General features: G+C 63.7%; 24 protein-coding genes and 1 riboswitch. Of the genes, 8 read left to right on the top strand and 16 right to left on the bottom strand.

The features are described 5' to 3' along the window. Positions 1-122: 122 nt before the first annotated feature. The 6 genes from ACIQYU_RS01000 to ACIQYU_RS00975 all read right to left on the bottom strand — a co-directional run bounded on the left by ACIQYU_RS01000 (position 123) and on the right by ACIQYU_RS00975 (position 10,920). Positions 123-815 (bottom strand): sensor histidine kinase KdpD, encoded by a 693-nt coding sequence (locus ACIQYU_RS01000; RefSeq protein WP_063911252.1) that lies wholly within the window; start codon positions 813-815, stop codon positions 123-125. Then, complete coding sequence (locus ACIQYU_RS00995; protein ID WP_207832464.1) at positions 812-2,419, bottom strand: response regulator; 1,608 nt, start codon at positions 2,417-2,419, stop codon at positions 812-814. The genes ACIQYU_RS01000 and ACIQYU_RS00995 overlap by 4 nt, the downstream gene beginning before the upstream one ends. 159 nt (positions 2,420-2,578) lie before the next feature. Beyond that, positions 2,579-5,290, bottom strand: a complete 2,712-nt coding sequence (locus tag ACIQYU_RS00990) for a LuxR C-terminal-related transcriptional regulator (protein WP_402797837.1) — start codon at positions 5,288-5,290, stop codon at positions 2,579-2,581. 338 nt (positions 5,291-5,628) lie between these two features. Next, the gene (locus ACIQYU_RS00985) at positions 5,629-6,993 is read right to left on the bottom strand and encodes a DUF1329 domain-containing protein (RefSeq protein WP_233687299.1); all 1,365 of its coding nucleotides are present in this window, start codon (positions 6,991-6,993) and stop codon (positions 5,629-5,631) included. Between the two features lie 25 nt (positions 6,994-7,018). Then, positions 7,019-8,905 (bottom strand): DUF1302 domain-containing protein, encoded by a 1,887-nt coding sequence (locus ACIQYU_RS00980; protein WP_233687300.1) that lies wholly within the window; start codon positions 8,903-8,905, stop codon positions 7,019-7,021. Positions 8,906-9,237: 332 nt separating this feature from the next. After that, positions 9,238-10,920: a fatty acid--CoA ligase gene (locus tag ACIQYU_RS00975; RefSeq protein ID WP_233687301.1), complete on the bottom strand. Its 1,683-nt coding sequence runs from the start codon at positions 10,918-10,920 to the stop codon at positions 9,238-9,240. A gap of 312 nt (positions 10,921-11,232) precedes the next feature. Between ACIQYU_RS00975 and ACIQYU_RS00970 the strand changes: the two genes are divergently transcribed. From ACIQYU_RS00970 to ACIQYU_RS00960, 3 genes are all read left to right on the top strand, one after another. Then, on the top strand, positions 11,233-12,198 hold the full coding sequence (locus ACIQYU_RS00970) for a 2-hydroxyacid dehydrogenase (RefSeq protein ID WP_343583770.1): 966 nt from the start codon (positions 11,233-11,235) through the stop codon (positions 12,196-12,198). Between the two features lie 54 nt (positions 12,199-12,252). Beyond that, entirely contained in the window at positions 12,253-13,251 is a 999-nt protein-coding gene (locus ACIQYU_RS00965; RefSeq protein WP_233687302.1) for a class I SAM-dependent methyltransferase, read from the top strand. Between the two features lie 39 nt (positions 13,252-13,290). Then, positions 13,291-13,430, top strand: a riboswitch (yybP-ykoY riboswitch). Between the two features lie 88 nt (positions 13,431-13,518). Continuing rightward, positions 13,519-14,103 (top strand): TMEM165/GDT1 family protein, encoded by a 585-nt coding sequence (locus tag ACIQYU_RS00960; RefSeq protein WP_207832452.1) that lies wholly within the window; start codon positions 13,519-13,521, stop codon positions 14,101-14,103. Between the two features lie 36 nt (positions 14,104-14,139). On the opposite strand, the gene ACIQYU_RS00955 is transcribed toward ACIQYU_RS00960, so the two are convergent. The 4 genes from ACIQYU_RS00955 to ACIQYU_RS00940 form a co-directional block, all read right to left on the bottom strand. Next, the gene (locus ACIQYU_RS00955) at positions 14,140-14,955 is read right to left on the bottom strand and encodes a M48 family metallopeptidase (RefSeq protein ID WP_207832451.1); all 816 of its coding nucleotides are present in this window, start codon (positions 14,953-14,955) and stop codon (positions 14,140-14,142) included. Positions 14,956-15,135: 180 nt separating this feature from the next. Further along, positions 15,136-15,756 carry an SOS response-associated peptidase gene (locus tag ACIQYU_RS00950; protein WP_233693843.1) on the bottom strand — a complete coding sequence of 207 codons (621 nt, stop codon included), beginning with the start codon at positions 15,754-15,756 and terminating at the stop codon, positions 15,136-15,138. 15 nt (positions 15,757-15,771) lie between these two features. Further along, entirely contained in the window at positions 15,772-16,032 is a 261-nt protein-coding gene (locus tag ACIQYU_RS00945; protein WP_133970277.1) for a putative signal transducing protein, read from the bottom strand. Then, entirely contained in the window at positions 16,032-16,217 is a 186-nt protein-coding gene (locus ACIQYU_RS00940; RefSeq protein WP_063911241.1) for a CPXCG motif-containing cysteine-rich protein, read from the bottom strand. Before ACIQYU_RS00940 ends, ACIQYU_RS00945 begins: the two co-directional genes overlap by 1 nt. A gap of 125 nt (positions 16,218-16,342) precedes the next feature. On the opposite strand from ACIQYU_RS00940, the gene ACIQYU_RS00935 reads away from it, so the two are divergent. Beyond that, complete coding sequence (locus ACIQYU_RS00935) at positions 16,343-17,509, top strand: 1-acyl-sn-glycerol-3-phosphate acyltransferase (protein WP_024086266.1); 1,167 nt, start codon at positions 16,343-16,345, stop codon at positions 17,507-17,509. Between the two features lie 34 nt (positions 17,510-17,543). On the opposite strand, the gene ACIQYU_RS00930 is transcribed toward ACIQYU_RS00935, so the two are convergent. Next, the gene (locus ACIQYU_RS00930; protein ID WP_207832446.1) at positions 17,544-17,804 is read right to left on the bottom strand and encodes a hypothetical protein; all 261 of its coding nucleotides are present in this window, start codon (positions 17,802-17,804) and stop codon (positions 17,544-17,546) included. Between the two features lie 280 nt (positions 17,805-18,084). Then, a complete protein-coding gene (locus ACIQYU_RS00925) occupies positions 18,085-18,669 on the bottom strand; it encodes a YajG family lipoprotein (protein ID WP_013970929.1) in 585 nt (194 codons plus the stop codon). A gap of 145 nt (positions 18,670-18,814) precedes the next feature. On the opposite strand from ACIQYU_RS00925, the gene ACIQYU_RS00920 reads away from it, so the two are divergent. Both ACIQYU_RS00920 and mqo read left to right on the top strand, forming a co-directional pair. After that, positions 18,815-19,048 (top strand): hypothetical protein, encoded by a 234-nt coding sequence (locus tag ACIQYU_RS00920; RefSeq protein ID WP_063911239.1) that lies wholly within the window; start codon positions 18,815-18,817, stop codon positions 19,046-19,048. 600 nt (positions 19,049-19,648) lie between these two features. Beyond that, entirely contained in the window at positions 19,649-21,157 is a 1,509-nt protein-coding gene (mqo, locus tag ACIQYU_RS00915) for a malate dehydrogenase (quinone) (protein WP_063911238.1), read from the top strand. A 174-nt stretch (positions 21,158-21,331) separates the two neighbouring features. On the opposite strand, the gene ACIQYU_RS00910 is transcribed toward mqo, so the two are convergent. The 4 genes from ACIQYU_RS00910 to ACIQYU_RS00895 all read right to left on the bottom strand — a co-directional run bounded on the left by ACIQYU_RS00910 (position 21,332) and on the right by ACIQYU_RS00895 (position 23,272). Continuing rightward, on the bottom strand, positions 21,332-21,622 hold the full coding sequence (locus ACIQYU_RS00910) for a PA4642 family protein (RefSeq protein ID WP_063911237.1): 291 nt from the start codon (positions 21,620-21,622) through the stop codon (positions 21,332-21,334). A gap of 68 nt (positions 21,623-21,690) precedes the next feature. Then, positions 21,691-22,161: a hypothetical protein gene (locus tag ACIQYU_RS00905; RefSeq protein WP_013970925.1), complete on the bottom strand. Its 471-nt coding sequence runs from the start codon at positions 22,159-22,161 to the stop codon at positions 21,691-21,693. A gap of 77 nt (positions 22,162-22,238) precedes the next feature. Further along, positions 22,239-22,712, bottom strand: coding sequence for a WbuC family cupin fold metalloprotein (locus ACIQYU_RS00900; RefSeq protein WP_233693841.1), 474 nt, complete (start codon positions 22,710-22,712; stop codon positions 22,239-22,241). Between the two features lie 2 nt (positions 22,713-22,714). After that, complete coding sequence (locus ACIQYU_RS00895) at positions 22,715-23,272, bottom strand: hypoxanthine-guanine phosphoribosyltransferase (RefSeq protein ID WP_003256346.1); 558 nt, start codon at positions 23,270-23,272, stop codon at positions 22,715-22,717. A 160-nt stretch (positions 23,273-23,432) separates the two neighbouring features. Between ACIQYU_RS00895 and upp the strand changes: the two genes are divergently transcribed. Further along, positions 23,433-24,071 carry a uracil phosphoribosyltransferase gene (upp, locus tag ACIQYU_RS00890; protein WP_063911234.1) on the top strand — a complete coding sequence of 213 codons (639 nt, stop codon included), beginning with the start codon at positions 23,433-23,435 and terminating at the stop codon, positions 24,069-24,071. Positions 24,072-24,073: 2 nt separating this feature from the next. Then, the gene (locus ACIQYU_RS00885; protein WP_046616023.1) at positions 24,074-25,348 is read left to right on the top strand and encodes a uracil-xanthine permease family protein; all 1,275 of its coding nucleotides are present in this window, start codon (positions 24,074-24,076) and stop codon (positions 25,346-25,348) included. The last annotated feature ends 129 nt before the right edge of the window (positions 25,349-25,477 follow it).

Raw genomic sequence — 25,477 nt, 5'->3', positions numbered from 1 at the left:
GTGCGGCTGCCCCCCTCAGCGCACGGGGGGGGGGCGCCAGGTTTTTCTGTTTTGTCGTGGGGGGGCCCCGGCGCCCGCGGCCCCCCCCCCCCCCCCCCCCCACCCCCCGCCCGCCACACATCCTAAGGCAAGAACAACCTGAACAACCCTCCCCCAAGCGCCCCGCCATTGGAGATCTCGATCCGCCCGCGTACCCCGCCGCTTTCATGCAGTGCCGCGATCCGCGCCGCAAAATACAGGCCCAGGCCAGTACTGCCGCTGGTCGAGTCGATACCCTGGATGAATTCCTCCTGGCGTTCGAGCATGCGCTGTGGATAACCCGGGCCGTCATCGTTGACGCAGATGGCCAGCTGGTTGTCTGCCTCTTCGATGGTGATCAGCAAGGCATGCGCGGCAAAGCGGGTGGCGTTGGTGATCACGTTGGCGATTACCGAGGCCACCAGCTCGCGGTCGAAGAAGCCCAGTGGGTTGTCGGTATCGATGCGCCAGGTAGCAAGGATATCCTTGTGCTTGAGCACTTCCTCGTGCGCGGCCAGCTGGGCTTCGATGAAGTCGTCCAGTTCGTGGTAGTCCGGGCACACCGGCAGCTGGTTCACGCCCAGTTTGTACAACCCCAGCAACTGCACCAGCATGCCGTTGAGGTGGCGAAACTCATGCTCCATCACCCCCTGCTCGGCACCACCGCGCAGCTCCTCGGGCAAGCGCTGCACCCACTGGTTGTGGGACTGGATCAGCGCCGACAGGGAATTCTTCAGGTCGTGCACGGTGGAGGCGATCACCGTGGAAAAATCCAGCCCCTGATTGTCTTGATTCATGCGCCGAACACTCGGATGTGCAGTTTGCGGTAGCGGTCGTAGCGGTTGTCGCTGGCGGGGATGCCGGCCACGCTGCTCAGGGCGTCGCGACACTCCTGCATGATCGCCGGCTGAGGGCTGTCACCGCCGATGCGCAGCAGCGCCTGGGCAGTATTGAGGGCGATGCTGATGTTCTTCGGTTGCAAACCCAGCGCCTTGCGGAACAGTTGCAACGCCTCGCCGAGCTGCCCGCCCTGGTAACTGCGCACCCCCTGGCGATTGAGCGTGACCGCTTCGGTGATGGCGTTGAGCACGCTGGGGTCGTCCGTCAGCTTGCCGACCCTCTCCATGACCTTGGGGTCATCGCCATAACTTTCCACACAGCTCTTCAGCACGCCGATGGCGGCGGCTTCCTGCCCCATGGCCTGCAGCTGCGCGGCAACGGTCAGGGCCGAATCGACCGAGAAGAACTGGTTCATCTTGTCCAGGCGCTGGATCGCCTGTTCGGTCAGCTTGGCAGCCGTTTCAGGGTCGCCGGCCTGCTGCAGGCTGGCGGCCTTCATCATGCGGGCACGCACCTGCAGACCCTGGTCCTCGGGGTTGTCCTTGGCCACTTCGCTGAGCGTACTGTTGATCTCGACCCGGGTGCGCGCATCCAGGCCAAAGCCGGCATTCTTGCTCATCAGCGCCTGCACCAGGCCCAGGTTGTTCTCGGGGTCCTTGTAGCGTGAGCTCTGGCCCTGGTTTACCGCATGGCGGAACGCCTTCGAGGCACTCTCGAAGTCTTCGTTTTCCAACGCCAGCTTGCCCAACGTTGACTGCCGACGCACCGACAATGGCGACAGGCGCACGGCTTCCTCAAGCATGTTCTGCGCACGCCGGGTTTCGCCTTGGGCCACCAGCACCTCGGCCATGCCATCGTACAGGCCTGGCATGATCGGGAAGGCCTTCAGCGCCTGCTCGTACACACCCTGAGCCTGGGCATTCTGGCCACGCTTGTGCATCAGGCTGCCCAACGCCGAATACACCCACGGCTGCGGGCGGCTGGCCAGGATGGCCTTGAGGAACTTCTCCAGCTCCTCGAAACGGTTGAGGTTGCGCAAGGCATCGGCCCGATAGCGCAGGCACAGCGGGGCCAGGCGCGGGTCACGCTTGCACAGCTCGGCGCAGGCCGCCAGCACTTCGGCCGGGCGATTGCGGTCCAGGGCCTGCAGGATCGGCTTGAGCAGGGTCTTGCGCTGGTACAGCTTCTCGACGCGCTGGGCCAGGCCAACCCGGTTGAACGGTTTGGTCAGGTAGGCATCAGGCTCATGCTCGATGGCGCTCAGGACAATGGCCTGGCTGCTCTCGGCCGTGACCATGATGAATATGCACTCATGGCTGATGTGCTTGTCGAGAATCAGGTCTTCGAGCACCTGCTGGCCGTTCTTCTTGCCGTCGCCCAGGTGGAAGTCCTGCAGGATGACGTCATAGCGCTTTTGCGCGCACATGCGCAGCGCCTGCTCGCCGCTGTCGGCGGTGTCCACGTCACGCACGCCCAGCTCGCGCAGCATGGAACGGGTCGACGTGCGAAAGTCGGTAAAGTCGTCGACGATCAGAAAGCTCTTTTGCCCGTACTGCAGCATCAACACGACCTGCCTTGGAATAATTGAAAAATCGCGCGAGGCGATGCCACCGATCGCTGTATCGGCAGCTGGTCGGGAAAGATGAGGGTAGAGCATTGGCGGCCACGAACCATGGCCTCGGGCCATTACTTTAGCGGGCAATGCCCTGCAGGGCCAGAATCATGCCAGCAACCCCAGGGATTTGGCCTTGGCCACCGCCTGGGTACGCCGCTCCACACCCAGCTTGCTGTTGATATGGCTGGCGTGGGTTTTCACCGTGTGCAGGGAAATGAACAACCGCTCGCTGATCTGCTGGTTGGAACAACCCTGGGCAATCAACTCGAGCACGGCCAGCTCGCGGCCACTCAGGGCCTCGCCGGTGCTGGCGCTTGGTATTTGCGGCAAGCGCTTGAGCAGTTCGGCCTGTACCGGGCAAGCGGCAACTGCCTGCAACTGTTCAAGAAGCCACTGCGGGTGTTGCTCCAGCAAAGGCTGAAAGGGTTGCAGCACGCCGCCATGGGCTGCTTCCAGCAACCTTGGCAACAACTGGGCGGCCTGCCCTTCCCGGCCTTCGCCCAGCAACAAGCCAAGCCACTGGCACAGGGCACTGACGCAGAGCATCATGCCGCCACTGGCCTGGCCGCGCTCGACCAGGCCGGCCAGGCGTTGCGCCGCGTCGTCGCTGCGCGACTGGATACGCTCGAGCAATACCTGCTGCAAGGCGATGTGCAACGGCAGCAACGGGTGGAACTCCGGGGCCGCCGCGGGTTGCTCGCCACCATAGGTCTGGCCCAGGCGCAGCAGCCAGGACTCGGCCAGGTCAATGCGCCCCTGGGCCAGCCACAACTCGCATTTGACCAGGGTGATCATGGCCAGGTAGTAGACCGGCGGCACATCCCAGATGTGCATCAACCGCTCGGCCTCGGCCAGTTCGGCAAAGGCTTCGGCAAAGTGCCCTTCCCGGCCATCGAGCGTAGCGATCACGCAGTGGCCGATGAGCACGCTGATGTCGCGGCAGGCCCGCGCCTCGCCCAGCCCCGCACGCAAACGGGCACGGCCCTGGGCCGGCTGCAGGCGCGAGACCAGCAGGTAGCCTTCGTAAAGCGTCAGACGGGCGCGCACGGCATACAGGCGCTGTGCCGACAGCCCTTGCAGTCGCTGCAGCCCCTGGCGCACTTCGTCCAGCGCGCGCAACACCTCGCCACGGGCATGCAGCACCCGCGCCCGGTCGTAATGGGCCAGGGCCTCGAACAATGGGTTGCCGACACGCTGGGCCAGTTCCAGGGCCTCGCGGTTCCAGCCACGGGCCCGCCAGAAATCGCCATCGGCAATCGCCAGGTTGGACAGCGTCGACAGGCATACCAGGCGTTGGCCATAACGCTTGCTCGGCAGGCTCTGCAGCGCTTCGCTGCAATAGGCCAGGGTACGCTCGCGGTCGCCACGGCCACGGGCGATCACACCACTCAGCGCCAGCCACTGGGCCAGCATGGACTTTTGCGCGGTTGCCGAAGGTGCGGGCAGGAAGCGGCTGAGGTAACCCGCCAGCTCCTCGGCCGCATCCAGCTGGCACGCCAGGCCCAATGCCCAGCTGTACAGCACGATCAGCCGTGGCGTGCTGATGAGCAGGCTGTCGGGCAGGTCCATCTTCCAGCGCAGCAACATGCCGACGTTCTGTTCAGCCAGCAGTTGTTCCTCGGACAGGCTCTGCACCAGGCCGGCGGCGACATCCAGATGCCCGGCACGCAGCGCCTGCTCCACCGCTTCGTCCAGCAAGCCTTGGCTTTCGAACCAGCGGCAGGCGCGCAACTGCAGGCCGGCCAGCGGCTCGCTGGCCTGGCGGCTGCGCAGCAGGTCGGAGAACAGGTGGTGATAGCGGAACCAGTGGCCATGCTCGTCCAGCGGCACCAGGAACACCTGGTGCGCCTGCAGGAAACGCAGGATCGCGGCACTGTCATGGCGGCCGCGTATGGCATCGCACAACGGGGCACAGAACCGTTCCTGGCAGGCCGTGTCGTACAGGAAGGCCTGCACGTCGGCGGGCAGCATGTCGATGACTTCTTCCAGCAGATAATCGCGGATCAGGCCCTCACCGCCATGCAAGGCCTGGGGCAAGGCATGCTCGTCAGCGGACTCGCTGGCCGCCAGTTGCCAGAAACGCAACCCGGCCACCCAACCGTCACTGCGCTGGATCAGATTGTCCAGGGCCTGGCCACGCAGGCCGGTGGGCTGGCGACCGATCACCGCCAGCGACTCCTCGGCGGTCAGGCGCAAGTCCTGCTCGTTGAGTTCGACCAGTTGCCGCGACAGGCGCAGGCGCGCCAGGTGCCAGTCCGGGCGCTGGCGGCTGGTGACCAGCAGCACCAGCCCGGGGGGCAGGTGATTGAGGAAGAACTGCAGGCAACGGTCGAGCACTGGCCCCTGGGCCAGGTGATAGTCGTCCAGCACCAGCAACAAGGGCGTATCGGCTTGCAGGTACAGCGCCAGCTCGTCGAGCAGGCCGTCGAGCCATTCCTCGAAGGCGAACGGCTGGTGGCGCTGGCGCATTTTCAGCAGGCCCATGGCCTGGCCGCCCAACGCCGGGCAGTACTGCTGCAGGCCTTCGAGCAGGCGTTCGAGGAAGCGGCCCGGGTCGGCATCCCGTTGGCTCAGGCCCAGCCACAGGCTACGCCAGTGCTCGGGCAGCGCTTCACAAAATTCGATGGCCAGGGAGCTTTTGCCGAAACCCGCCGGGGCATTGACCAGCAACAGCCGCCCGCCGAGGCCGGCCTGCAGCCGCTGGCACAGGCGCAGGCGCGGCACATGGCCGTCCGGCAAGGGCGGCCGGAAGAAACGCCCGTCCAGCAGGCCCAGGGCCTGGCTGGTGAATCCATGCGTACGGGACAGATCTGTCATGGCCGGCTCGTTCTGGTTGGAAGACTACGGCGGTATGGATGCTTGCGAGACTAGCGGGTAACGCTGCGCATTTGAAGATGATGGGCGCAATTGGCCTGGAAAAGACTGCGACAAAAAGCAACATGGCCGATGGACAGCGGCTGGGACGGGGGTTTGCTGAGGTATTCACCAGCTTTATTGCTGTACCGGCCTCTTCGCGGGTGAACCCGCTCCCACAGTTACTGCACTGGACTTGAAACCTGTGCGATCCCTGTGGGAGCGGGTTCACCCGCGAAGAGGCCGGTACAGGAAAATGAAACGCCCCGGACAAGCCGGGGCGCTCGGGGGTTGCGCGATATCTAGCGAATACCCGACTGGCGCAGTGCCGCTGGCTGGAAGTCAGCCTTGCTGGCGCTGAAGCCGAAGTCGTAGGCGCGCTTCTCTTCGTTCTTCATGCCCAGGGCCAGGTAACGGCCCGACTGCAGGTCGTAGATGGCCTCCAGGGTGTACCACGGCACCTCCACGTTGTAGTACGGCTGGGCATGCGCCTCGGACACGCGCCACAGCTGGCCACGGCCGTCGTACTGGTCGATCACCGCGGCCTGCCAGGTGTCTTCGTCGATGTAGAAGTCACGCTTGGCATAGATGTGTCGCTGGCCCGGCTTGAGGGTAGCGACCACGTGCCACACGCGACGCAACTCGTAACGGGTCAGGTCCTGATTGATATGGCCGGCCTTGATGATATCGGCATACTTGAGCTTGGGGTCGTCGAGCTTGAAGGCGTTGGAGGCGATGTACAGCTCCTTCTTGCCTTCCAGCTTCCAGTCATAGCGGTCTGGCGCACCGTTGAACATGTCCAGGTTGTCCGAGGTGCGCAAACCGTCGGCGGCGGTACCCGGGCCGTCGTACGACACTTGCGGTGCCTGGCGCACGCGGCGCTGGCCGGCGTTGTAGATCCACGCCTTGCGCGGTTCCTTCACCTGGTCGAGGGTTTCGTGCACCAGCAGCACGGTCCCGGCCAGGCGTGCAGGCGCGGTCACTTCCTGCTTGAAGTAGAACAGGATATTGCCTGGGTTGTTCGGGTCGTAGTCCTTCATGCGCTCGCGGAAGACGAACTGGTCGGAGAAGTACACTGGGTTGAAGGAGCCGTTCTGCTGTGGCGTGGCCTGGGTCACCAGGCGGCTGACACTGCCACCGCGGTAGCGGGTGATATGGTTCCAGATCACTTCCAGGCCGCTTTTCGGGATGGGGAACGGCACGGCTGTGCGGAAGTTGTTCAAGCCGTTGCCGCCTTCCACCAGGGTGGTCTTGGTGGCGTTTTCCTTGATGGCGGCGAATACATCAGCCGGTACCGTGGCACCGCGATGGGTCTTGAACACCGGGATCTTGAAGGTTTCCGGATAGCGCTTGAGCATGGCCAGCTGGCCCGGCGAAAGCTTGTCCTTGTACTGGTCGGCGTTCTGCGCGGTGATGGTGAACAGCGGCTTTTCACTGCCATACGGGTCGGACAGGAAGCCCTTGGCGTCGGCACTGCCAGCACTCTTCGACAGCGGCTCCCACGGGCCGATCGAGCCATCGGCGTTACCGGCCTTTTCGGCGCCCATCGGGGTCAGGGTACTGCCCAGCTTGGCCGCCTCGTCGGCGGATACTGCAGCCATGACGCTGGTCGCCAGCAGGGACAGGCCCAGCACACCGGCTTGCAGCAGACTTCTGGTCTTGTTCATGTCGTGTCGTCCTGGATCTGAATGCTTAGAAGTTCACGCCGAAGCTGAGCGCGACGAAGTCGCGGTCATCCACGGTGGTGTACTTGCCATCGAAGAAGTTGGTGTACGACAGGCTTGCCGTGTAGGTGTTCTGGTACTCGGCGTCGAGGCCCAGGCTGACGGCCTTGCGGCCTTCCTCGAAGTTGGCGCCAGGGCCCGGCGAATAGCCGGAGACGTCATGCGACCAGGCCACGCTGGGTTTCAGGTTGACCCCGGCAAAGACATCGTTGTAGTCCCAGATGACTCGGGCGCGGTAACCCCAGGAAGTGCTGGTGGTAAAGCCATCGTTCTCGCAGTTGCGGCTCAGGTTGGCGGTGGAGGCACCGGCACCAGCGCCTGCGATGGTGCTGGCATTCAGGGCCTGACAGGTGTTTGCCCCACCGGTGGATGGCAGCGGGCCTGGACCAAACACCGGATCGCGACCGTAGCGGGTATCGTGGGCACTCTCCAGGCCGCCCACATGGGTGACACCCAGCTCGCCCACCACGGTCATGCGGCTGGCGCCCATTACCTGGTCGAAGAAATGCGTGAGGGTGGTCTGGAACTGAGTGATCTCCTTGCGGCGATACCCGTGCAAGTCCTGCCCCGGCGTACCGGTCAGCAGCGAAGCGTTGCTCAAGGCACCGCCAATGGGGCGGACCCCGGCGAACAGGATATCCGTGGTATTCAGTTGCACCGGTGCGTTGGGGCGGTAGCTGAGTTCGCCGCTCCAGGCGGTCCCGGTGGGCAACGTGGTAGAGAAGCTCAAGCCATAAAGGCGGATGTCCTCGGGGTATTCGACGAAGTACTCGGAGTTACCTGCCACGATCAGCGGTGCCAATGCACGCAGCTGTGCAGGCAATGCGCTCAGGCCGGCGAACACTGAAGGCGCGGCCCCGGTAGCACTGAAGATTGGCGCACGGCTGTGGTAGTTCATGAAGTAGGCGCCAAACTCGGTGTCCAGCGGCTCGAACATGTAGCGCATTGCCACGCCAAACTGGCCGCTGTCACGCGCATCGCGGTCGGCGCCGCGGCGCACCATCACCCCTTCCTCATTGATGTCCACGCCACGGGTGGCAAGGAATTGCTGCGCCGCCCCCGGCACTGTGCGACTGCTGTTGAGCACGCGCAGGTTATCGGTACAGCCGTCGGCAATAATGTCCGGCTGGGAGAAGAAGGTGCCGCAGTTGTCGACGACCGTCTGGTCCCATTCAATCTGGTAGAAGGCCTCGGCCGACAGGTTGTCGGTCAGGCTCTGCGAAACGTAGAACATGTTGACCGGAATCAGGCCTTCCTTGATCTCGGCCCCCGGGCGGCGGAACGCCGACACGTCGATCGGGTTGATCGAGTTGATGCCGCCACCGATGAAGGTACTTTCACCCCAGCTCACCACCTGCTTGCCCAGGCGCACCGAGCCAGGCTGATCGCCGATGGCGTAATTGTGGTAGACGAAGGCGTCGAGCAGCTCGGCACCGGACGATTTGGCGCCTTCCTTGCGGTTGGAGTCGCTGATGTCCTTGAACTCGCGGCCTTCGTCCTTCAGTTCGAAGTCGTACCAGTACTTGCCACGAACGAACACGCCGGTGTCGCCGTACTTGAGCTCCAGGTCATGAATGCCCTTGAAGATCTTGGAGAAGGTTTCGCCCTTCTTGAAGTTCAGGTGGCCGTCGTCGGATGTCTGCGACAGGCCCTTGCCGCCGTTGTTCACCCCGATCAGGTTCTTGTTGGGGTTGGCCGTCGACCAGCTGGCGCCGATGGAGAGCGACGAGTCGAACTGGCCTTCGATTTCACCAATGTTGAAACTGACAGCGAAAGCAGGACTTGCGAGCGTGGAAGCAAGGCTGACGGCCAGGGGCAACTTGGCCCGGCGCCAGAACAGGTTTGCAGATTTCATCGACGCTACTCCATGTACTTTTTTTGTTATGGCAGTGAGTCCTTTCAAGAACGGCCCGAGCGACCGGTTTGCGGGCTTGCGCCCGCGGCGACACGGCTTGCGCATGTCGCCTTCCCCCATTCCTGAAAATCCCCTGGCCCCGACTATAGCCAGCAAGGCACAGGCGCTTGATCCCTCTAAAGTGTGATTTGCGCTCCGTGCTGCCAACTCGCTGTAATGTTGTCCCGGTTGCGCGCTGGCAGTGCTAAAGGATGGCGTATTTCTGCCGTTTGGCAAGGCTCACCCGCTCTAGCATGCGGATCGCGTACTGCGGTAAGCGACCCGCATGGCGGTTACAGCGTGGAAAGGAACGCGCTGTTGCTGGCCTGCCACTGGACGATGTCCTGGCGGATGCGTTTCTTGTCGAGCTTGCCGACACTGGTCTTGGGAATTTCAGTAACAACGGCGATCTGGCTTGGAATGGCCCACTTGTTGATGTGCCCTTGCTCGACGAACGGCTTGAGGTGTTCCTTCAGCGCCTTGGCGTCGATGACCTGGCCTTCGCGCACCACCAGCAGGGCAAACGGGCGCTCGCCCCACTGCGGGTCGGCCACCCCCACTACCGCCACTTCGCGCACGGCCGGATGGCGGCTGATCAGGTCTTCGAGGTCGAGCGAGGAAATCCACTCGCCACCGGTCTTGATCACATCCTTGATGCGGTCACGGATGTCGATGTAGCCCATACCGTCCAGCGTGGCGACATCACCGGTGTGCAGCCAGCCACCCTGCCACAGCTCCTCGCTCTTTTCCGGCTCCTTGAAGTAGCCCAAGGTCAGCCACGGCGCACGCAGCACCAGCTCGCCCTGGGTTTCACCGTCGGCGGGCAGGAAGTTGCCGTCGCCGTCGACGATGGCCGCCTCGACCAGCGGTACCGGCACGCCGGCCTTGATGCGGTAGGTGATGCGCTCATCCTCGCTGCCGGCCTGCAGCTCGTCGTTCAGGTGGGCGGCGGAAATCAGCGGGCAGGTCTCGGACATGCCATACGCGGCGGTCAACTGGATGCCGCGCGCCAGGGCGGCCTGGTACAGCGAGCGGTTGAGCGCGCTGCCGCCGATGATGATCTTCCAGCCGCCGAAGTCCTGCCCTTGAGCGTTCGGGCAGTTGAGCAGCATCTGCAGGATGGTTGGCACGCAATGGGAGAAGGTGACCTTCTCTTCGCGCCACAGCTTGACCAGCATGTCCGGCTCGTAGCGCCCCGGGTACACCTGCTTCATGCCGAGCATGGTGGCGGCGTAGGGAATGCCCCAGGCATGCACGTGGAACATCGGGGTAATGGGCATGTACACATCGTTGCTGCCCAGCAGGCGCACGCTGTCGATGCTGCCGGTCACCGAGGCTTCGGCCAGGGTATGCAGCACCAGTTGCCGGTGGGTGAAGTACACCCCCTTGGGGTTGCCGGTGGTACCGGTGGTGTAGAAGGTGGTGGCCACCGAGTTCTCGTCGAAGTCCGGGAAGTCGTAGCGCGGGCTGGCGGCGGCCAGCAGTTGCTCGTACTCGCCGACCAGGTTGGGCAGCTCGGCAGTCTTGTCCGGGCCGTCGGTCAGCAACAGGGTCTTGTCGACGGTGGTCAGTTGCCCGGCGATGGCCTGGTACAGGCCGACGAAGTCGCTGTTGACCAGCACCACACGGTCTTCGGCGTGGTTCATGGTGTAGAGAATCTGCTCGGGCGACAGGCGCACGTTGATGGTGTGCACCACCGCGCCGATCATCGGGATGGCGAACATGCATTCCAGGTAGCGGTGGCTGTCCCAGTCCATCACCGCCACGGTGTCACCGGCCTTTACCCCGGCTTCGGTCAGCACGTTGGCCAGGCGCGCGATGCGCTCGTTGAGCTGGGGGTAGGTCAGCCGCAACTGGTCGCGGTAGACGATTTCGCGGGTCTTTTCATAGCGGCTGCCGGACATCAGCAGGCGCTTGATCAGCAGCGGGTAGGCGTAGGCGCCCTCGGCGGGCTTGATGATGCGGGTCTGCAACATGGGTATCCCTTTTCTGAAAAGCGGGCCGGACAAGTCTGGGAACTACTGTAGTTCGCCAATGTGACGGCTAAATCAGCCGAAGGAATGATTTGCGTGGCAAAGGTATGAGTGGCGGGCGTTGACGGGCGGCAAGGTTGAGCTAGACACTGCGGCGGCAGCTTCAGGTCATGTGGTGAAGCTGAGGGCCTGTTCGCGGGTAAACCCGCTCCCACAGGTACTGCACCAGCCTCTGCAATTGTGCAATATCTGTGGGAGCGGGTTTACCCGCGAATGGCCGTGACACCGAAATCCCGCCCAGCCTCGGAGAACTTCATGCCCAGCCCGCGTCGCGCCGTGTTTCTCGATCACCAGTCCCTGGACCTGGGCGATCTCGACCTCTCGCCCCTGAAGCAGCAGTTCGACGAGTTCGAGCTGTTCGCCGCCACCCGCCCGGAGCAAGTCGCCGAACGCCTGCAGGGCGCGTTGGCGGTGGTCAGCAACAAGGTCATGCTCGACGCCGCGACCCTGGCCGCCAACCCGCAACTGAAGCTGATCCTGGTGGCCGCCACCGGCACCAACAATGTCGACCTGGCGGCAGCGCGCGCCCAGGGCATCACCGTGTGCAACTGCCAGGGCTACGGCACACCGTCCGTCGCCCAGCACACCCTCGCCCTGCTGCTGGCCCTGGCCACCCGCCTGTGCGACTACAACCAGGCGGTAGCCGACGGCCAGTGGGCCAAGGCCAGCCAGTTCTGCCTGCTGGACTTCCCCATCGTCGAACTGGAAGGCAAGACCCTTGGCTTGCTCGGCCATGGTGAACTGGGCGGCGCCGTGGCGCGGCTGGCCGAAGCCTTCGGCATGCGCGTGCTCAGCGGGCAGATCCCCGGCCGCCCGGATCGCGCCGACCGGCTGCCACTGGACGAGCTGCTGCCGCAAGTCGACGCCCTGACCCTGCACTGCCCGCTGAACGAGCACACCCGGCACATGCTCGGCGCCCGCGAGCTGGCCCTGCTCAAGCCCAACGCGCTGGTAGTCAACACCGCCCGTGGCGGCCTGATCGATGAGCAAGCGCTGGCCGACGCCCTGCGCAGTGGCCACCTGGGCGGCGCCGCTACCGATGTGCTGAGCGTGGAGCCGCCGGTCAACGGCAACCCGCTGCTGGAGCCCGGCATCCCGCGCCTGATCATCACCCCGCACAGCGCCTGGGGTGCGGTGGAGTCGCGCCAGCGCATCGTCGGCCAGCTCAGCGAGAATGCCCAGGCCTTCTTCGCCGGGCAGCCACGCCGCGTGGTCAGCTGAGCCCGGCGCCTAGCTCTGCTACACTGCGCCACTTTTTTCCAGGAGGCGTCGTCCATGGACCCGCGCAGTGAAGTGTTGCTCCGCCAGGCAGAGCTGTTCCAGGGGCCGCTGCTGCTTGCCGGCGCCCCCGCCGACAGCCTGCTCGCTCAGTTGCCCCAGGCCCAGGCCTGGACCTGGCATGCGGGCGATCAGGCCATGCTCGAAAGCCGCTTCGCCGGCCGCAGCCACTATGCAGTCGAGCCCCCTGAAGTGGCGTTCGACAGCGCCGTGCTGTTCCTGCCCAAGTCCCGCGAACTGGCCGCCTACCTGCTCAACGCCCTGGCCTCGCGCCTGGCCGGCCGCGAGCTGTACCTGGTCGGCGAAAAACGCGGTGGCATCGAAGGCGCGGCCAAGCAGCTGCAGGCCTTTGGCAAGCCGCGCAAGCTCGACAGTGCCCGCCATTGCCAGCTGTGGCAGGTGACCATCGAACACGCGCCAGAAGCCAAACCCCTGGAAAGCCTGGCCGAACGCTTCGAGCTCAGCCTGGAAGATGGCCCGTTGCAGGTGGTCAGCCTGCCCGGTGTGTTCAGCCATGGTCGCCTCGATCGCGGCACCGCCCTGCTGCTCAAGCACCTCGATGGCCTGCCGAGCGGCCATGTACTGGACTTCGGCTGCGGCGCCGGGGTGCTGGGCGCCACGGTCAAGCGCCGTTATCCGCAAAGCCAGGTGACCCTGCTGGACGTTGATGCCTTCGCCGTGGCCGCCAGCCGCCTGACCTTGGCCGCCAATGGTCTGGAAGGCGAAGTGATCAGCGGCGATGGCATCGACGCGGCGCCGACCGGGCTGAGCCTGATACTGAGCAACCCGCCGTTCCACACCGGGGTGCACACCAACTACCAGGCATCGGAAAACTTGCTGAAAAAATCGGCCGTTCATCTGCGAAAAGGTGGCGAAATGCGCCTGGTTGCCAACAGCTTCCTGCGCTACCAGCCGCTGATCGAAGGGGCGCTGGGCAACTGCCAGATACGCGACGAGGCGGACGGTTTCCGCATCTACCAGGCAACACACGGATAAAAACAGCGCTTGCCGAAAGCGTTCTGCCTAGGCAGAATCCGCACCGTCCTAGGGGAGTAGTCTCCCGCGAGCACCCAGCTCGCCCGGTACGCGTCAACATACTTGGTCCACAGACCATGGCGCGTGCGACCCACCATGCCAGCCTGCATGGCGAGATCCGCATAGACGGATCCAGGGTTTGACAAGACCTATGACACGCACACCTTACCCGGGGCGGGAAGGCTGTACGTGTCATAGCCGTGTCGACCCGCCCCCGTAGGAATCCTGATGCTGGAATCTCTGTTGGTCCCCACCGCCATCGTTGCCCTCGCCGAAATCGGCGACAAGACGCAATTGCTCGCGCTCATTCTCGCTGCCCGCTTCCGCAAGCCCTGGCCGATCATCGCCGGTATCATCGCCGCCACCCTGGCCAACCATGCCGCGGCCGGTGCGGTGGGTGCGTGGGTCGGTAGTTTCTTCAGTGACTCGGCCCTGCACTGGGTTCTGGCTGCGAGCTTCACCGCCACTGCACTGTGGACCCTGGTACCGGACAAGATGGATGACGACGAGAACCCGGCACGCCGCTTCGGGCCGTTCCTGACCACGCTGATCGCGTTCTTCCTGGCTGAAATCGGTGACAAGACCCAGGTCGCCACGGTGATGCTGGCTGCACAGTATCCGTACCTGATCATGGTCATTATCGGCACCACCCTGGGCATGCTGATTGCCAACGTGCCGGTGGTACTGGCGGGTAACTTCGCGGCGGACAAACTGCCGCTGACGCTGATCCGTCGCCTGGCGGCCACGGCGTTCTTCGTGCTGGCGATCGTGGCCGTGTACTCGGCGATGAAAGCCAGTGGCTGGGTGGGTTGACTGCTGACGGGGGCCGCTCTGCGGCCCCTTACGGTCTTACTTCCTGGCCGCCTGATACAGTGGCATCACCTTCGGAATCGCCGCCTGCAGCGAAGCAATGCGGCTCTGGGACGCCGGGTGAGTGCTCATGAACTCAGGCGGTGCGCCTTCGGAAGCCTGGCTCATCTTGTTCCACAAGGTGATCGCGGCATTCGGGTCGTAACCGGCACGCGCCGAGAGCTCCAGGCCGATCAGGTCGGCTTCGTTCTCGTTGGCCCGGCTGTTGGGCAGGGTCATGGCGTAGTTCACCACGGTGTCGGCCAAGGCCATGCTGCTCTGGCCCAGGCCAAAGAGGGCGCCGGCCCCCTGGCGGGCCATTTCCACACCGTACGCCTTGGACATCGCCTCGCGGCTGTGCTCACGCAAGGCATGGGCGATCTCGTGGCCCACCACCGCCGCAATTTCCGCATCGGTGAGCTTGAGCTGGTCGATCAGCCCGGTGTAGACGATGATCTTGCCACCCGGGCCGCAGTTGGCGTTGAGCTCGTCGCTCTTGATCACGTTGACTTCCCAGTTCCATTGCGCGGCATCCGGGCGGAACTTGGGCGCCTGGGCGATCAGGCGGTTGGCAATTACCTGGACACGCTTGGCATCAGCGCTGGACTTGTCGAGCACGCCTTTGTTCGATGCCTCGCCCAGGGTCTGCTGGTACGACTGGGCGTACATCTGGTTGACCTCATCGGTCGAGAGCATGCTGAACATGTACTGCTGGCGCTCGACGCCGACAGCACCGCCGCTGGTGGTGTTCACCGCCTGGCAGCCGGCTAGCAGAATGCCGGCACTCAACAGACTGACGACAAAAGACTTACGCATGAAAACACTCCCTTTTTACATGCGCCGTATCGTAGGCCGAGTCGCTTGGGGCCGCCATAGCCGCAGGGAAGATTTTCGTCGCCTGTGCCGGCCCCTTCGCGGGTGAACCCGCTCCTACAGGGATAATGCGATCGTTGCAGGAGCGGCTTCAGCCGCGAAGAGGCCGGTACAGGCAACCCATCAAGCCGGGGTCAGGCACTCCGGTGCATCCAGCTTCGGGTCATTGACGAAATGCGCCAGGGCCCGCTCGCGCAACGTCGCCGGCGGGCTGGCCAGCAATTCATGCAGGCGGGTCAGCGGCGTGTCCGGGTCAAGCCAGGCCGCCTGCCCTGCCTCGTCCAGTATCAGCGGCCGACGCTGGTTCATCGCCGCCTGGGTCACCACTGCGCAACTGAGCCACACCTGATCCTGCACCGGGTAGGCCTCCCACACGGCAGCGAAGTACAGCGACGCGCCCTCCCCCGGGGTCAGCCAGTACGGGCGCTTGCGCACGCTGCCACGCCATTCGTAAAAGCCGTTGGCCGGCATCAGGCAGCGGCGCTGGCGAAACGCGTCACGAAACATCGGCTGCTCGGCCAGGGTCTCGGCGCGGGCATGGGCGGGGGTACGCGAAAGGTCGGTGAGCCAGGCCGGGGTCAGCCCCCAGCGCGCCTTGGCCAGTTGCAGCTGGCCGTCGAGCTGGCGCTGGATCAGCACCGTGCCCCCTGGCGAGATGTTCCATTGAGGTGGCTGGCCGGCGGGAAAGCCAGGCAGACTGGCAAGGGCCTGGGGCCAGCGAAACAGGGCGTAACGTCCACACATGGGCGATTTCAGAACCTAGCAGATCAAGGTACCGGGGAAACTCTCCGGTTCGTCGCCAACCAGTGGCTGGGCGTCATTGTACGCATCGATCAGTTGCCGTGCGTATTCGGCCTGCTCATCAGCCACGGCAAGCCCCAGCAGGCCCTGCAGCGGCAGCTCGCCGGCAGCACCGACCAGGTCACGGCCGACCAGGTGCGCCTCGACCCCCTCGCTGGCGAGCATGCCCGCCAGCATTTCCGCCTCAAGCAGGCTTTCCGGTTCGTAGATGCGTTGCATCAGGTATCGTCCTCGCGGCGGACTTCGAGCATCCATTCGTCACCATGCACCTGCAGAATGAACACCACAGGCTGGCAGCACACCTGGCAGTCCTCGGTGTAGACCTGGTCACCACCTGACAGGTCAACAGTGGTTTCCACACGTTCGCCACAATAAGGGCAATCATAGAAGTCGGTTTCCAGCATCGAGGTCTCCGCAGTGACTTATGCGTATAATTGCCGGTCTATTTACAGGGCCTGTGTGTGTCCGAGCCGTTTTTCGGAACCCGTCCCTACCTTATTACCCTAGCCGTTTCCAACAAGAGAGCATGATGGGCGAATTCGATGCCATCCGACCGTACGACGACGCTGAGGTCCCTGCCGTTCTGGCACGCCTGCTCAGCGACCCGGCATTCCTCGATATCCTCACCCACTTCCGCTTCCCGCGTGCGGCCGGTGCTCTCGGCTGGTTGCTCAAACCGCTGATCGCTCGCCGCCTGCGCAAGGAGTTCGCCGGCGTCACCTGTGTCTCGACCTTGCAGGACAAAGTCGAGTACTACGTCGACCAGACCATCGACCGCGCCACCGACGGCGTCACCTATTCGGGCGTGGAGCAGCTCAAGGCCGGTACCGCCTACCTGTTCCTGGCCAACCACCGTGACATCGTCATGGACCCGGCCTTCGTCAACTATGCGGTGTACCACGCCGGCCTGCCCACGCCGCGCATCGCCATTGGCGACAACCTGCTGCAAAAGCCGTTTGTCAGCGACATGATGCGCCTGAACAAGAGCTTCATCGTGCACCGCTCGATCAGTGGGCGCCGCGAGAAGCTGGCGGCCTACCAGCTGCTCTCGGCCTACATCAACCACTCGATCCGCAACGACGCCACGTCGATCTGGATCGCCCAGGCCGAAGGCCGGGCCAAGGACGGTGACGACCGCACCGATTCGGCAATCCTCAAGATGTTCCACATGAGCCGCAAGGACGAGCCGTTCGGCGCGGTGATCCAGAGCCTGAACCTGACGCCGGTGTCGATCAGCTACGAATACGACCCGTGCGACCAGGCCAAGGCCCGCGAGCTGTACATCCGCGCCACCACCGGCACCTACAAGAAGGCGCCGGGCGAGGACGACAACAGCATCGCCAAGGGCATTACCGGCTACAAGGGCCGGGTGCACATCAACTTCGCCCCGCCGGTGACCGAGTACCACGAGGACACCAAGCAGCTGGCAGCGGAAATCGACCGGCAGATCCTCGGTGGCTACCGGCTGTTCCCGGTGCACTACCTGGCCTATGCGATGTGGGATGGCAAGGATGAGGCGCTGCAGGTGCCCAGCGCCGAGAAGGTGTTCCCGGCTGATGAGCTGGCCCGGGCCAAGGAGGAATGGCAACGCCGCCTGGATGCCTGCCCTGAGGAGCAGCGGCCGTACCTGGTGCTGCAGTATGCGACGCCGGTGCGTAACCAGTACCAGGTCAGGCAGCAGGCGCCGGTTGCCTGAACGAATGCCGGGGCTGCTTTGCAGCCCCAGGCTTTCAGACCCAGGTACTGAACCAGGACAACAGCAACGCCATCGCCAGGCACGAAAAACCGAGAATGTAGAAATAGCGCGGCACCCGAAGGTCGAATGCGTCCACTACCCCCTCGCACATTGTCATGTATTCGCGGGTTTCGGCCTCGCGCCGCCGTGCACTGTGCAGCAACCACCCGCCCGGGCAGGTCAGCAGCAGCGCCAGCAGATTGATCAGCTTGATCGGGTGGGCGGCCAGGAACCCCCAGAGTACTTGCAAGGACATCACGCAACCTCGGTATGAGCGACGGCAAAGGCCTGCATTTTACCCAAGTCGCTACCTGACGCCCGGCCCAGGCGACAAAGTGTCATCAAGTTTCATCTGGCATGGCATGAGGATTTGCCGGCCTCTTCGCGGGCACGCCCGCTCCCACAGGAACATCACTATGTTCAGGTCCAGTGATATCCCTGTAGGAGCGGGCGTGCCCGCGAAAGGGCCGGCACAGACAACAAAAAACCCGCTGCCCGGATCACAGGCAGCGGGTTTAGTTTTACCTGATGAAGGCTTACTGCCCCAGCACCTGCCCGATGGTCGGGTCCTTGAACATGCGGGTCAGGGCATCGCTCAGCACATCGCCCACCAGCTGGGTGTTGGTTTCCTGGTTCGGCGCCATGCCGAAACGCTGGTCCAGCGAAGCGCCATAACGACCACTGTAGCGGCGGCCGCCATTGGACACGTCGGCACGGAAGGTGGCGCCGATGGTAGCCTCGGTCACGTACAGGTTGTCTTTCGGCGACTGGTACTTCAGCTCGGCCAGGGTCACGGTCAGCTGCGGTGCGTTGTAGGCGTTCGGCGTCGGGGTGAAGCCGAGCAGGCGCACGGCGGCTTCGGCCTGGGCCTGCAGCTTGGGCACGATGTCGTTACCGCTGACGCTGATGGTGCTGGTCTCGGGATACATGCCACCGCGAGTGCCCAGGGACTGCGAAGCCCGCCCGTCAACCACCCGGACCACGACCGGCTGGCCATGGCCGACCGGGGCGAGCTGGGCCTTGAGCGTGGGTTGCGGGTTGAGTTGTTGCGGGCTGTGGGCACAACCGACCAGGCTGAGGCTGGCCACGGCGATCAAACCGAACAACAGACGTTGCAACATGCGCGTTACTCCAGAAAAAGCGGCGAAGGCCCACAGTATACCTAGCCACGCATCGACCAGTCATCGGTCCGACCCGCTTGTCACAATCGTTTCATCGCCACGCCCTTATCCTTGCGCCAAGCCCTAACGCAAAGGACTCGTCGCCATGGCCTCGCTCTGGACCCTGCTCTTCCAACGCCCGCGCCACAACGCCTATGCCCGCCTCGACGCCGACGGCAAATGCCTGGCCTTCAAGCAATGCAGCCAGGCGCCCAGCGGCAGCGGCTGGGTCCAGGTCGGCGAAATCCAGCTTGCCTGGCTGGGCCGCGAACTGCCCGCCAGCGCCCGGGTTTGCGCCCGCGCAAGCCGCCGCTGGCACCAGCGCATCCTCGCGGCCTGACAAACGCTGCAATAAAAACCACGAATGGCGACATTTCTGCCCGCGACATCGCTATAATCTCCCCCCGATTATAAGGACGTCTCCTGATCGGGCCCCGCACTCGCCGATTGACCCCGGCAACTTCAACGCTTCGCCCACAGAGAGCCTTCCACTCAGGTCTTGCATCGGCTGTCGTGCCTGCTTTTCCGGCCCTTCACACTGCATGAACCTGCGGGTTGCCATCGCGCAGTCCCCTTTTGAGGTTCACGTCTCCAAAAGAGCGTGAAAAAACGGTTTTCACAACTTCACAAGAGTGTGGCGAGCAAATGAACAGTCTGGCATGTGCAAAAGCGGCAGATGTGTCCCGAACAGCCCTGAACAGGCGGCAAATGCGCTCATCCCGTATGAGTGTCTGAGCCGTTCCATAACGCACGCACGACACCTTGACCATAAGTCGAATTGCCGCACCCGTGGCAAGCCGCGTTCAATACCTGAACCCGAAGACTGATTGGCGGTGTCCGCGGAAGTTGCAAGAACTGCGAAAAGTCGGACATGGCGAACCTGGCAAACCCAGGTCCTATGCTGTCAATTAGGTAGCTGTAGATTGTGGAGACGCGTTAAATGGCGCAGAACGAATCGGTTGATGTGGTACTGGTAGGCGCGGGCATCATGAGTGCCACCCTGGCCGTACTGCTCAAGGAGCTCGACCCGACCCTGAAGCTTGAGGTCGTGGAGGCGATGGACTCCGGAGCCGCGGAAAGCTCCAACCCCTGGAACAACGCAGGCACCGGCCACGCCGGCCTGTGCGAGCTTAACTACACGCCCCAGGCCGCCGATGGCAGCATCGACATCAAGAAGGCCGTGCACATCAACACCCAGTTCGAGGTTTCGCGCCAGTTCTGGGCCTACCTGAGCAAGAAGGGCAACTTCGGCTCGGCGCGTGCCTTCATCAACCCTGTCCCGCACCTGAGCTACGTCGAGGGTGACAAGGGTGTTTCCTTCCTCAAGAAGCGCTATGAGCTGCTCAAGCAGCACCATGCCTTCGCCGATATGGAATACACCGAAGACAAGGCCGTGATGAACGACTGGATGCCGCTGATGATGCCAGGCCGCCCGGCCGACCAGCACATCGCCGCCACCCGCGTGCTCAAGGGCACCGACGTCAACTTCGGCGCCCTGACCAACAAGCTGCTGAAGCTGCTGGGCGACTCGCAGGACGCCCAGGTGAAGTACAGCAAGAAGGTCGTCGGCCTGCGCCGTAACGGCAAGGGCTGGACCGTGAGCATCAAGGACGTCAACAGCGGCGGCAGCCGTGAAGTGGACGCCCGCTTCGTCTTCCTCGGCGCCGGTGGCGCGGCCCTGCCGCTGCTGCAGCTGTCGGGCATCCCGGAAAGCAAAGGCTTCGGCGGCTTCCCGGTCAGCGGCCAGTGGCTGCGTTGCGACAACCCGGAAATCGTCAAGCAGCACCAGGCCAAGGTCTACAGCCAGGCCGCAGTAGGCGCCCCGCCGATGTCGGTACCGCACCTGGATACCCGCGTGGTCGATGGCAAGAAATCGCTGCTGTTCGGCCCCTATGCCGGCTTCACCACCAAGTTCCTCAAGCACGGCTCGCTGATGGACCTGCCGCTGTCGGTGCGCATGGGCAACATCGGCCCGATGCTGGCCGTGGCCCGTGACAACATGGACCTGACCAAGTACCTGGTCAGCGAAGTGATGCAGTCGATGGAGCAGCGCCTGGAAGCCCTGCGTCGCTTCTACCCACAGGCCAAGGCCGAAGACTGGCGCCTGGAAGTGGCTGGTCAGCGTGTGCAGATCATCAAGAAAGACCCGAAGAAAGGCGGCGTGCTGCAGTTCGGTACCGAGCTGGTTTCGGCCCAGGACGGCAGCCTGGCTGCACTGCTCGGCGCATCGCCGGGTGCTTCGGTCACCGTGTCGATCATGCTGGAACTGATCGAACGCTGCTTCCCCGAGCAGGCCAAAGGTGCCTGGGCTGCCAAGCTCAAGGAAATCTTCCCGGCTCGCGAGAAGACCTTGGCGACCGATGCCGCCCTGTACCACAAGATCAGTGCCGACAACGACGTGGCACTGGAACTGGTGGAAAGCAGCCCGGCAGCCAAGCACTACGCCTGATTCGCCCGGTAACGAAAAAACGCCCCTCGGGGCGTTTTTTTGTGCCTGGATGTCAGCCTGTTCCTGCCCTTTCGCGGGTAAACCCGCTCCCACAAGGACAGCACCACAGCTTAGGGCTGCGCTGTACCTGTGGGAGCGGGTTTACCCGCGAAGAGGCCGGAGCAGGTTTACAAATCAACCACGGGCCTTGGCGATGATCTCGATGTAATCCGCCGCATTGCGCTGGTCGGCAATCTGTTCGACAAAGGTCTTGCCGTGCTCGTCCTTGCCATCCAGGTCCAGCCCGGCCTCGACGAAGAAGCCGACAAAACGCTCGAAATCGTCGATGCGCAGGCCACGGTAGGCCTTGACCAGCTTGTGCAGCGACGGCGAGGTCACGCCATCGGCAGGCTCGAACTGAAGGAACGTCTTGATGTAGTCGTCGCTGATCTCGTCACCGATTACCTGTTTCTTGTCTTTACGCATTGCCGACTCCAACTGGACCATCACGAAATTTCGAAGGCCGGCAGTGTACCCCCCGCAGGCCGGGCGCCTCAACGCGTACGTACGGTACCGGTGTGCAGGTCGGCCCAGACATGGCCGTTGCCGTACGTGAGAAACTGCACATACAGCGTCTCGTTGCGCAGCAGGTCCATGATCACCCGGTAGTCGCTGAGCGGGTAATTCAGGCTCAGGGTGCGGGTTTTCTCGTCGTACACAGGCTTCTTCAAGCTCTTGGCAGCCTCACCGTCGAAGGTCAGCAGCACCTGGGCGATGGTCGCACCCTTGCTTAGCGGCTTGCCTTTGAGGCGCACCTGCAACGACGAGGTGATCGGGATCGGCTGCTGGTCGGACTGGCGCTGGGTGCCCACGACCACCGAGTAGTCGGTCACTTGCAGCAATTGCTGGCCGGTCGGCGCTTCCTGGCGCAGGGACTGGTCGTCAGGTGGCAGGAACTGGCTGTGCAGCGGTGCGGCGGCGAGTGGCAGGCTGACCGCCAGCAGGAGGGGAAGAAACGCACGCATGTGAGGCTCCTTGAATGAAGGAGCACTCTAGCATGCTGTGTCTGGGCTTGCCGGCGATGAGGCCGATGCAGGCAACATCAATCGAACTGCGCGAGCATCCAGGCCTGGTACTCGGCCACGCCCTCTTCTCCTTCGCGCGGTGCCCAGTGCGCATGCTCACCCTCGCCCACCGGCCGGTATGGCCCAGCCTTGCACTCGAACAGGATGCTGTCCGGCTCCAGCACCACCAGCCCATGGTAAATGCCGGGGGCCAGGTCCACCCCCAGGCAATTGCCGCCTGCCTGCAGCACCCGCTTGTCGGTCACCGCCCCCTGCTCATCGAAAAGCAACAGACCGAAGCGCCCCTTGAGTGCAATCAGCGTTTCGGCCTTGTCGGCGCTCAGGTGGCGGTGCGGCGGGATGTAGGTGCCCGGCTGCAGGCCGACCACCATGCGGTGGCAGGGTTCTTCCATCTCATGGAAGGTGTGATGCTGCCGCCCGCGCGGGTTGGCGGCGGCCTGTGCGGCCAGCCCGGCGAACAGCGATTGGTCGATGAACGCAGGCTGGCGCATGATCACAACCCCTTGACGGCGAAGATGCCGTTGGCGTTGCGCCAGTAGCCTTTGTAGTCCATGCCGTAACCGAAGATGTAGCGGTCGACGCAGGGCAGGCCCACGTAGTTGGCCTTGAGCTCCGGGCTGGCCTTGCGGTCATGGTCCTTGTCGATCAGTACCGCCGTGTGCACCGAGCGCGCGCCGGCATGCTTGCAGAACTCGATGATGGCGCTGAGGGTGTGGCCTTCGTCGAGGATGTCGTCGACGATCAGCACGTCACGGTCGATGAACGACACTTCCGGCTTGGCCTTCCAGAACAGCTCGCCGCCACTGGTCTGGTTGCGGTAGCGGGTGGCGTGCAGGTAGCTGGCTTCCAACGGGAACTGCAGGTGGGTCAGCAGTTTGCCGGAGAAGATCAGGCCGCCGTTCATCACGCAGAACACCACCGGGTTCTTGTCGTGCAGGTCTTTGCAGATCTGCTCGCCGACTTTGGCGATGGCCGCTTCGACTTCGGCTTCGGTGTACAGGCAGTCAGCTTCACGCATGACTTGACGGATATGCTCGAGATCGGCGGACATGGCGCTCTCCGGGGGGCATTTTGGAAAAGCGGGCAAAGGTACGCATCCGCTCGTCACAGATCAAGCATTTATGGACTAACGTCCAGAATGACCAGACGACAGCACAGGCTGAATAGATTAATCTAGCGCGGTTTTTTTGCCCGCCTTTCGGAGCCCCCCTATGCCCACTCGTGAGATCCGCCATCCGCTGATCCGCCACAAGCTCGGCCTGATGCGCCGTGCCGATATCAGCACCAAGAATTTTCGCGAACTTGCCCAGGAAGTCGGCGCGCTCCTGACCTACGAAGCCACCCAGGACCTGCCGCTCGAAACCTACGAGATCGACGGCTGGTGCGGCAAGGTGCAGGTTGAAAAAATCGCCGGCAAGAAGATTACCGTGGTGCCGATCCTGCGCGCCGGTATCGGCATGCTCGATGGCGTGCTCAGCCTGATCCCGGGAGCCAAGGTCAGCGCCGTCGGCGTTGCCCGCAACGAGGAAACCCTCGAAGCCCACACCTACCTGGAAAAGCTCGCGCCGGACATCAACCAGCGCCTGGCCCTGATCATCGACCCGATGCTGGCCACCGGCGGTTCGATGGTCGCCACCATCGACCTGCTGAAGAAGGCCGGCTGCAAGGAGATCCGCGCCATGGTCCTGGTCGCCGCGCCTGAAGGCATCGAAGCGGTGGAAAAAGCCCACCCGGACGTGCAGATCTACACCGCTTCGATCGACCAGCGCCTGAACGAACACGGCTACATCGTGCCGGGCCTGGGCGACGCCGGTGACAAGATCTTCGGCACCAAGCAAAAGGACGCCTGACCATGCAGGACGGCTTCAACGACCCGCTCTGGCGCCAGGTCGTTTCGGGCGCGCAGATGCTCTTCGTGGCATTCGGCGCGCTGGTGCTGATGCCACTGATCACCGGCCTCGACCCGAACGTCGCGCTGTTCACCGCCGGCATCGGCACCCTGCTGTTCCAGCTGGTCACCGGCCGCCAGGTACCGGTGTTCCTGGCCTCGAGCTTTGCCTTCATCACCCCGATCATCCTCGCCAAGGGCCAGTTCGGCCTGGCCGAGACCATGGGCGGCGTGATGGCCGCAGGCTTCGTGTACACCTTCATGGGCCTGATGGTGAAAATCAAAGGCACCGGTTTCATCGACCGCATGCTGCCACCGGTGGTGATCGGCCCGGTGATCATCTCCATCGGCCTGGCCATGGCGCCGATCGCCGCCAACATGGCGATGGGCAAGGCCGGTGACGGCAGCGTGCTGCTGCCGTACAAGACCGCCATGATGATCTCGATGCCGGCCCTGCTGACCACGCTGATCGTCGCCGTGTTCGGCAAGGGCATCTTCCGCCTGGTGCCGATCATTGCCGGCGTGCTGGTAGGCTTTGCCCTGTCCTTCGCCTTTGGCGTGGTCGACACTGCCAGGATCGCCGCCGCACCGTGGCTGGAGCTGCCCAACTTCACCGCGCCAGCGTTCAACTGGCAGGCCATCCTGTTCATCGTCCCGGTTGCCCTGGCACCGGCGATCGAACACATCGGCGGGGTGATCGCGGTCGGCAGCGTGACCGGCCGTGACTACCTGAAGAAGCCTGGCCTGCACCGCACCCTGCTGGGTGACGGCCTGGCCACCACCGCAGCCGGCCTGTTCGGCGGCCCGCCCAACACCACCTATGCCGAAGTGACCGGCGCGGTGATGCTGACCAAGAACTACAACCCGAAGATCATGACCTGGGCGGCGGTCTTCGCCATCACCCTGGCCTTCATCGGCAAGTTCGGCGCGCTGCTGCAGAGCATCCCGGTACCGGTGATGGGCGGCATCCTGTGCCTGCTGTTCGGCTCGATCGCGGCGGTGGGCATGAACACCATGATCCGCCACAAGATCGACCTGGCCGAAGCGCGCAACCTGGTGATCGTGTCGGTAACCCTGGTGTTCGGTATCGGCGGCGTGCTGATCGGCAGCGGTGACGGCCCGGATGACTGGGGCCTGAAGGGCATCGCCCTGTGCGCCATCGTGGCTATTGCCCTGAACCTGATCTTGCCGGGCAATGATGGCTGGAAGCACAAGAAACTGGATGATCAGTTGCCTTGATTCGGCTTTAGCCTGACCCGGCCACTTCGCGGGTAAACCCGCTCCCACAGGTACCCCGCTGCCCTCAGGCCTTGTGCAAAACCTGTGGGAGCGGGTTTACCCGCGAAGAGGCCAGAACAGGCAACCTTG

The sequence above is a fragment of the Pseudomonas sp. NPDC096925 genome (assembly GCF_044762545.1).
Classification (GTDB): domain Bacteria; phylum Pseudomonadota; class Gammaproteobacteria; order Pseudomonadales; family Pseudomonadaceae; genus Aquipseudomonas.
This window is presented reverse-complemented; position numbering and strand designations above follow the sequence as displayed.

Bases quoted from the DNA above. Each gene is read 5' to 3' on its own strand.
- ACIQYU_RS01000 (WP_063911252.1), bottom strand. From the start codon at position 815: ATGAATCAAGACAATCAGGGGCTGGATTTTTCCACGGTGATCGCCTCC.
- ACIQYU_RS00995 (WP_207832464.1), bottom strand. From the start codon at position 2,419: ATGCTGCAGTACGGGCAAAAGAGCTTTCTGATCGTCGACGACTTTACC.
- ACIQYU_RS00990 (WP_402797837.1), bottom strand. From the start codon at position 5,290: ATGACAGATCTGTCCCGTACGCATGGATTCACCAGCCAGGCCCTGGGC.
- ACIQYU_RS00985 (WP_233687299.1), bottom strand. From the start codon at position 6,993: ATGAACAAGACCAGAAGTCTGCTGCAAGCCGGTGTGCTGGGCCTGTCC.
- ACIQYU_RS00980 (WP_233687300.1), bottom strand. From the start codon at position 8,905: ATGAAATCTGCAAACCTGTTCTGGCGCCGGGCCAAGTTGCCCCTGGCC.
- ACIQYU_RS00975 (WP_233687301.1), bottom strand. From the start codon at position 10,920: ATGTTGCAGACCCGCATCATCAAGCCCGCCGAGGGCGCCTACGCCTAC.
- ACIQYU_RS00970 (WP_343583770.1), top strand. From the start codon at position 11,233: ATGCCCAGCCCGCGTCGCGCCGTGTTTCTCGATCACCAGTCCCTGGAC.
- ACIQYU_RS00965 (WP_233687302.1), top strand. From the start codon at position 12,253: ATGGACCCGCGCAGTGAAGTGTTGCTCCGCCAGGCAGAGCTGTTCCAG.
- ACIQYU_RS00960 (WP_207832452.1), top strand. From the start codon at position 13,519: ATGCTGGAATCTCTGTTGGTCCCCACCGCCATCGTTGCCCTCGCCGAA.
- ACIQYU_RS00955 (WP_207832451.1), bottom strand. From the start codon at position 14,955: ATGCGTAAGTCTTTTGTCGTCAGTCTGTTGAGTGCCGGCATTCTGCTA.
- ACIQYU_RS00950 (WP_233693843.1), bottom strand. From the start codon at position 15,756: ATGTGTGGACGTTACGCCCTGTTTCGCTGGCCCCAGGCCCTTGCCAGT.
- ACIQYU_RS00945 (WP_133970277.1), bottom strand. From the start codon at position 16,032: ATGCAACGCATCTACGAACCGGAAAGCCTGCTTGAGGCGGAAATGCTG.
- ACIQYU_RS00940 (WP_063911241.1), bottom strand. From the start codon at position 16,217: ATGCTGGAAACCGACTTCTATGATTGCCCTTATTGTGGCGAACGTGTG.
- ACIQYU_RS00935 (WP_024086266.1), top strand. From the start codon at position 16,343: ATGGGCGAATTCGATGCCATCCGACCGTACGACGACGCTGAGGTCCCT.
- ACIQYU_RS00930 (WP_207832446.1), bottom strand. From the start codon at position 17,804: ATGTCCTTGCAAGTACTCTGGGGGTTCCTGGCCGCCCACCCGATCAAG.
- ACIQYU_RS00925 (WP_013970929.1), bottom strand. From the start codon at position 18,669: ATGTTGCAACGTCTGTTGTTCGGTTTGATCGCCGTGGCCAGCCTCAGC.
- ACIQYU_RS00920 (WP_063911239.1), top strand. From the start codon at position 18,815: ATGGCCTCGCTCTGGACCCTGCTCTTCCAACGCCCGCGCCACAACGCC.
- mqo (WP_063911238.1), top strand. From the start codon at position 19,649: ATGGCGCAGAACGAATCGGTTGATGTGGTACTGGTAGGCGCGGGCATC.
- ACIQYU_RS00910 (WP_063911237.1), bottom strand. From the start codon at position 21,622: ATGCGTAAAGACAAGAAACAGGTAATCGGTGACGAGATCAGCGACGAC.
- ACIQYU_RS00905 (WP_013970925.1), bottom strand. From the start codon at position 22,161: ATGCGTGCGTTTCTTCCCCTCCTGCTGGCGGTCAGCCTGCCACTCGCC.
- ACIQYU_RS00900 (WP_233693841.1), bottom strand. From the start codon at position 22,712: ATGCGCCAGCCTGCGTTCATCGACCAATCGCTGTTCGCCGGGCTGGCC.
- ACIQYU_RS00895 (WP_003256346.1), bottom strand. From the start codon at position 23,272: ATGTCCGCCGATCTCGAGCATATCCGTCAAGTCATGCGTGAAGCTGAC.
- upp (WP_063911234.1), top strand. From the start codon at position 23,433: ATGCCCACTCGTGAGATCCGCCATCCGCTGATCCGCCACAAGCTCGGC.
- ACIQYU_RS00885 (WP_046616023.1), top strand. From the start codon at position 24,074: ATGCAGGACGGCTTCAACGACCCGCTCTGGCGCCAGGTCGTTTCGGGC.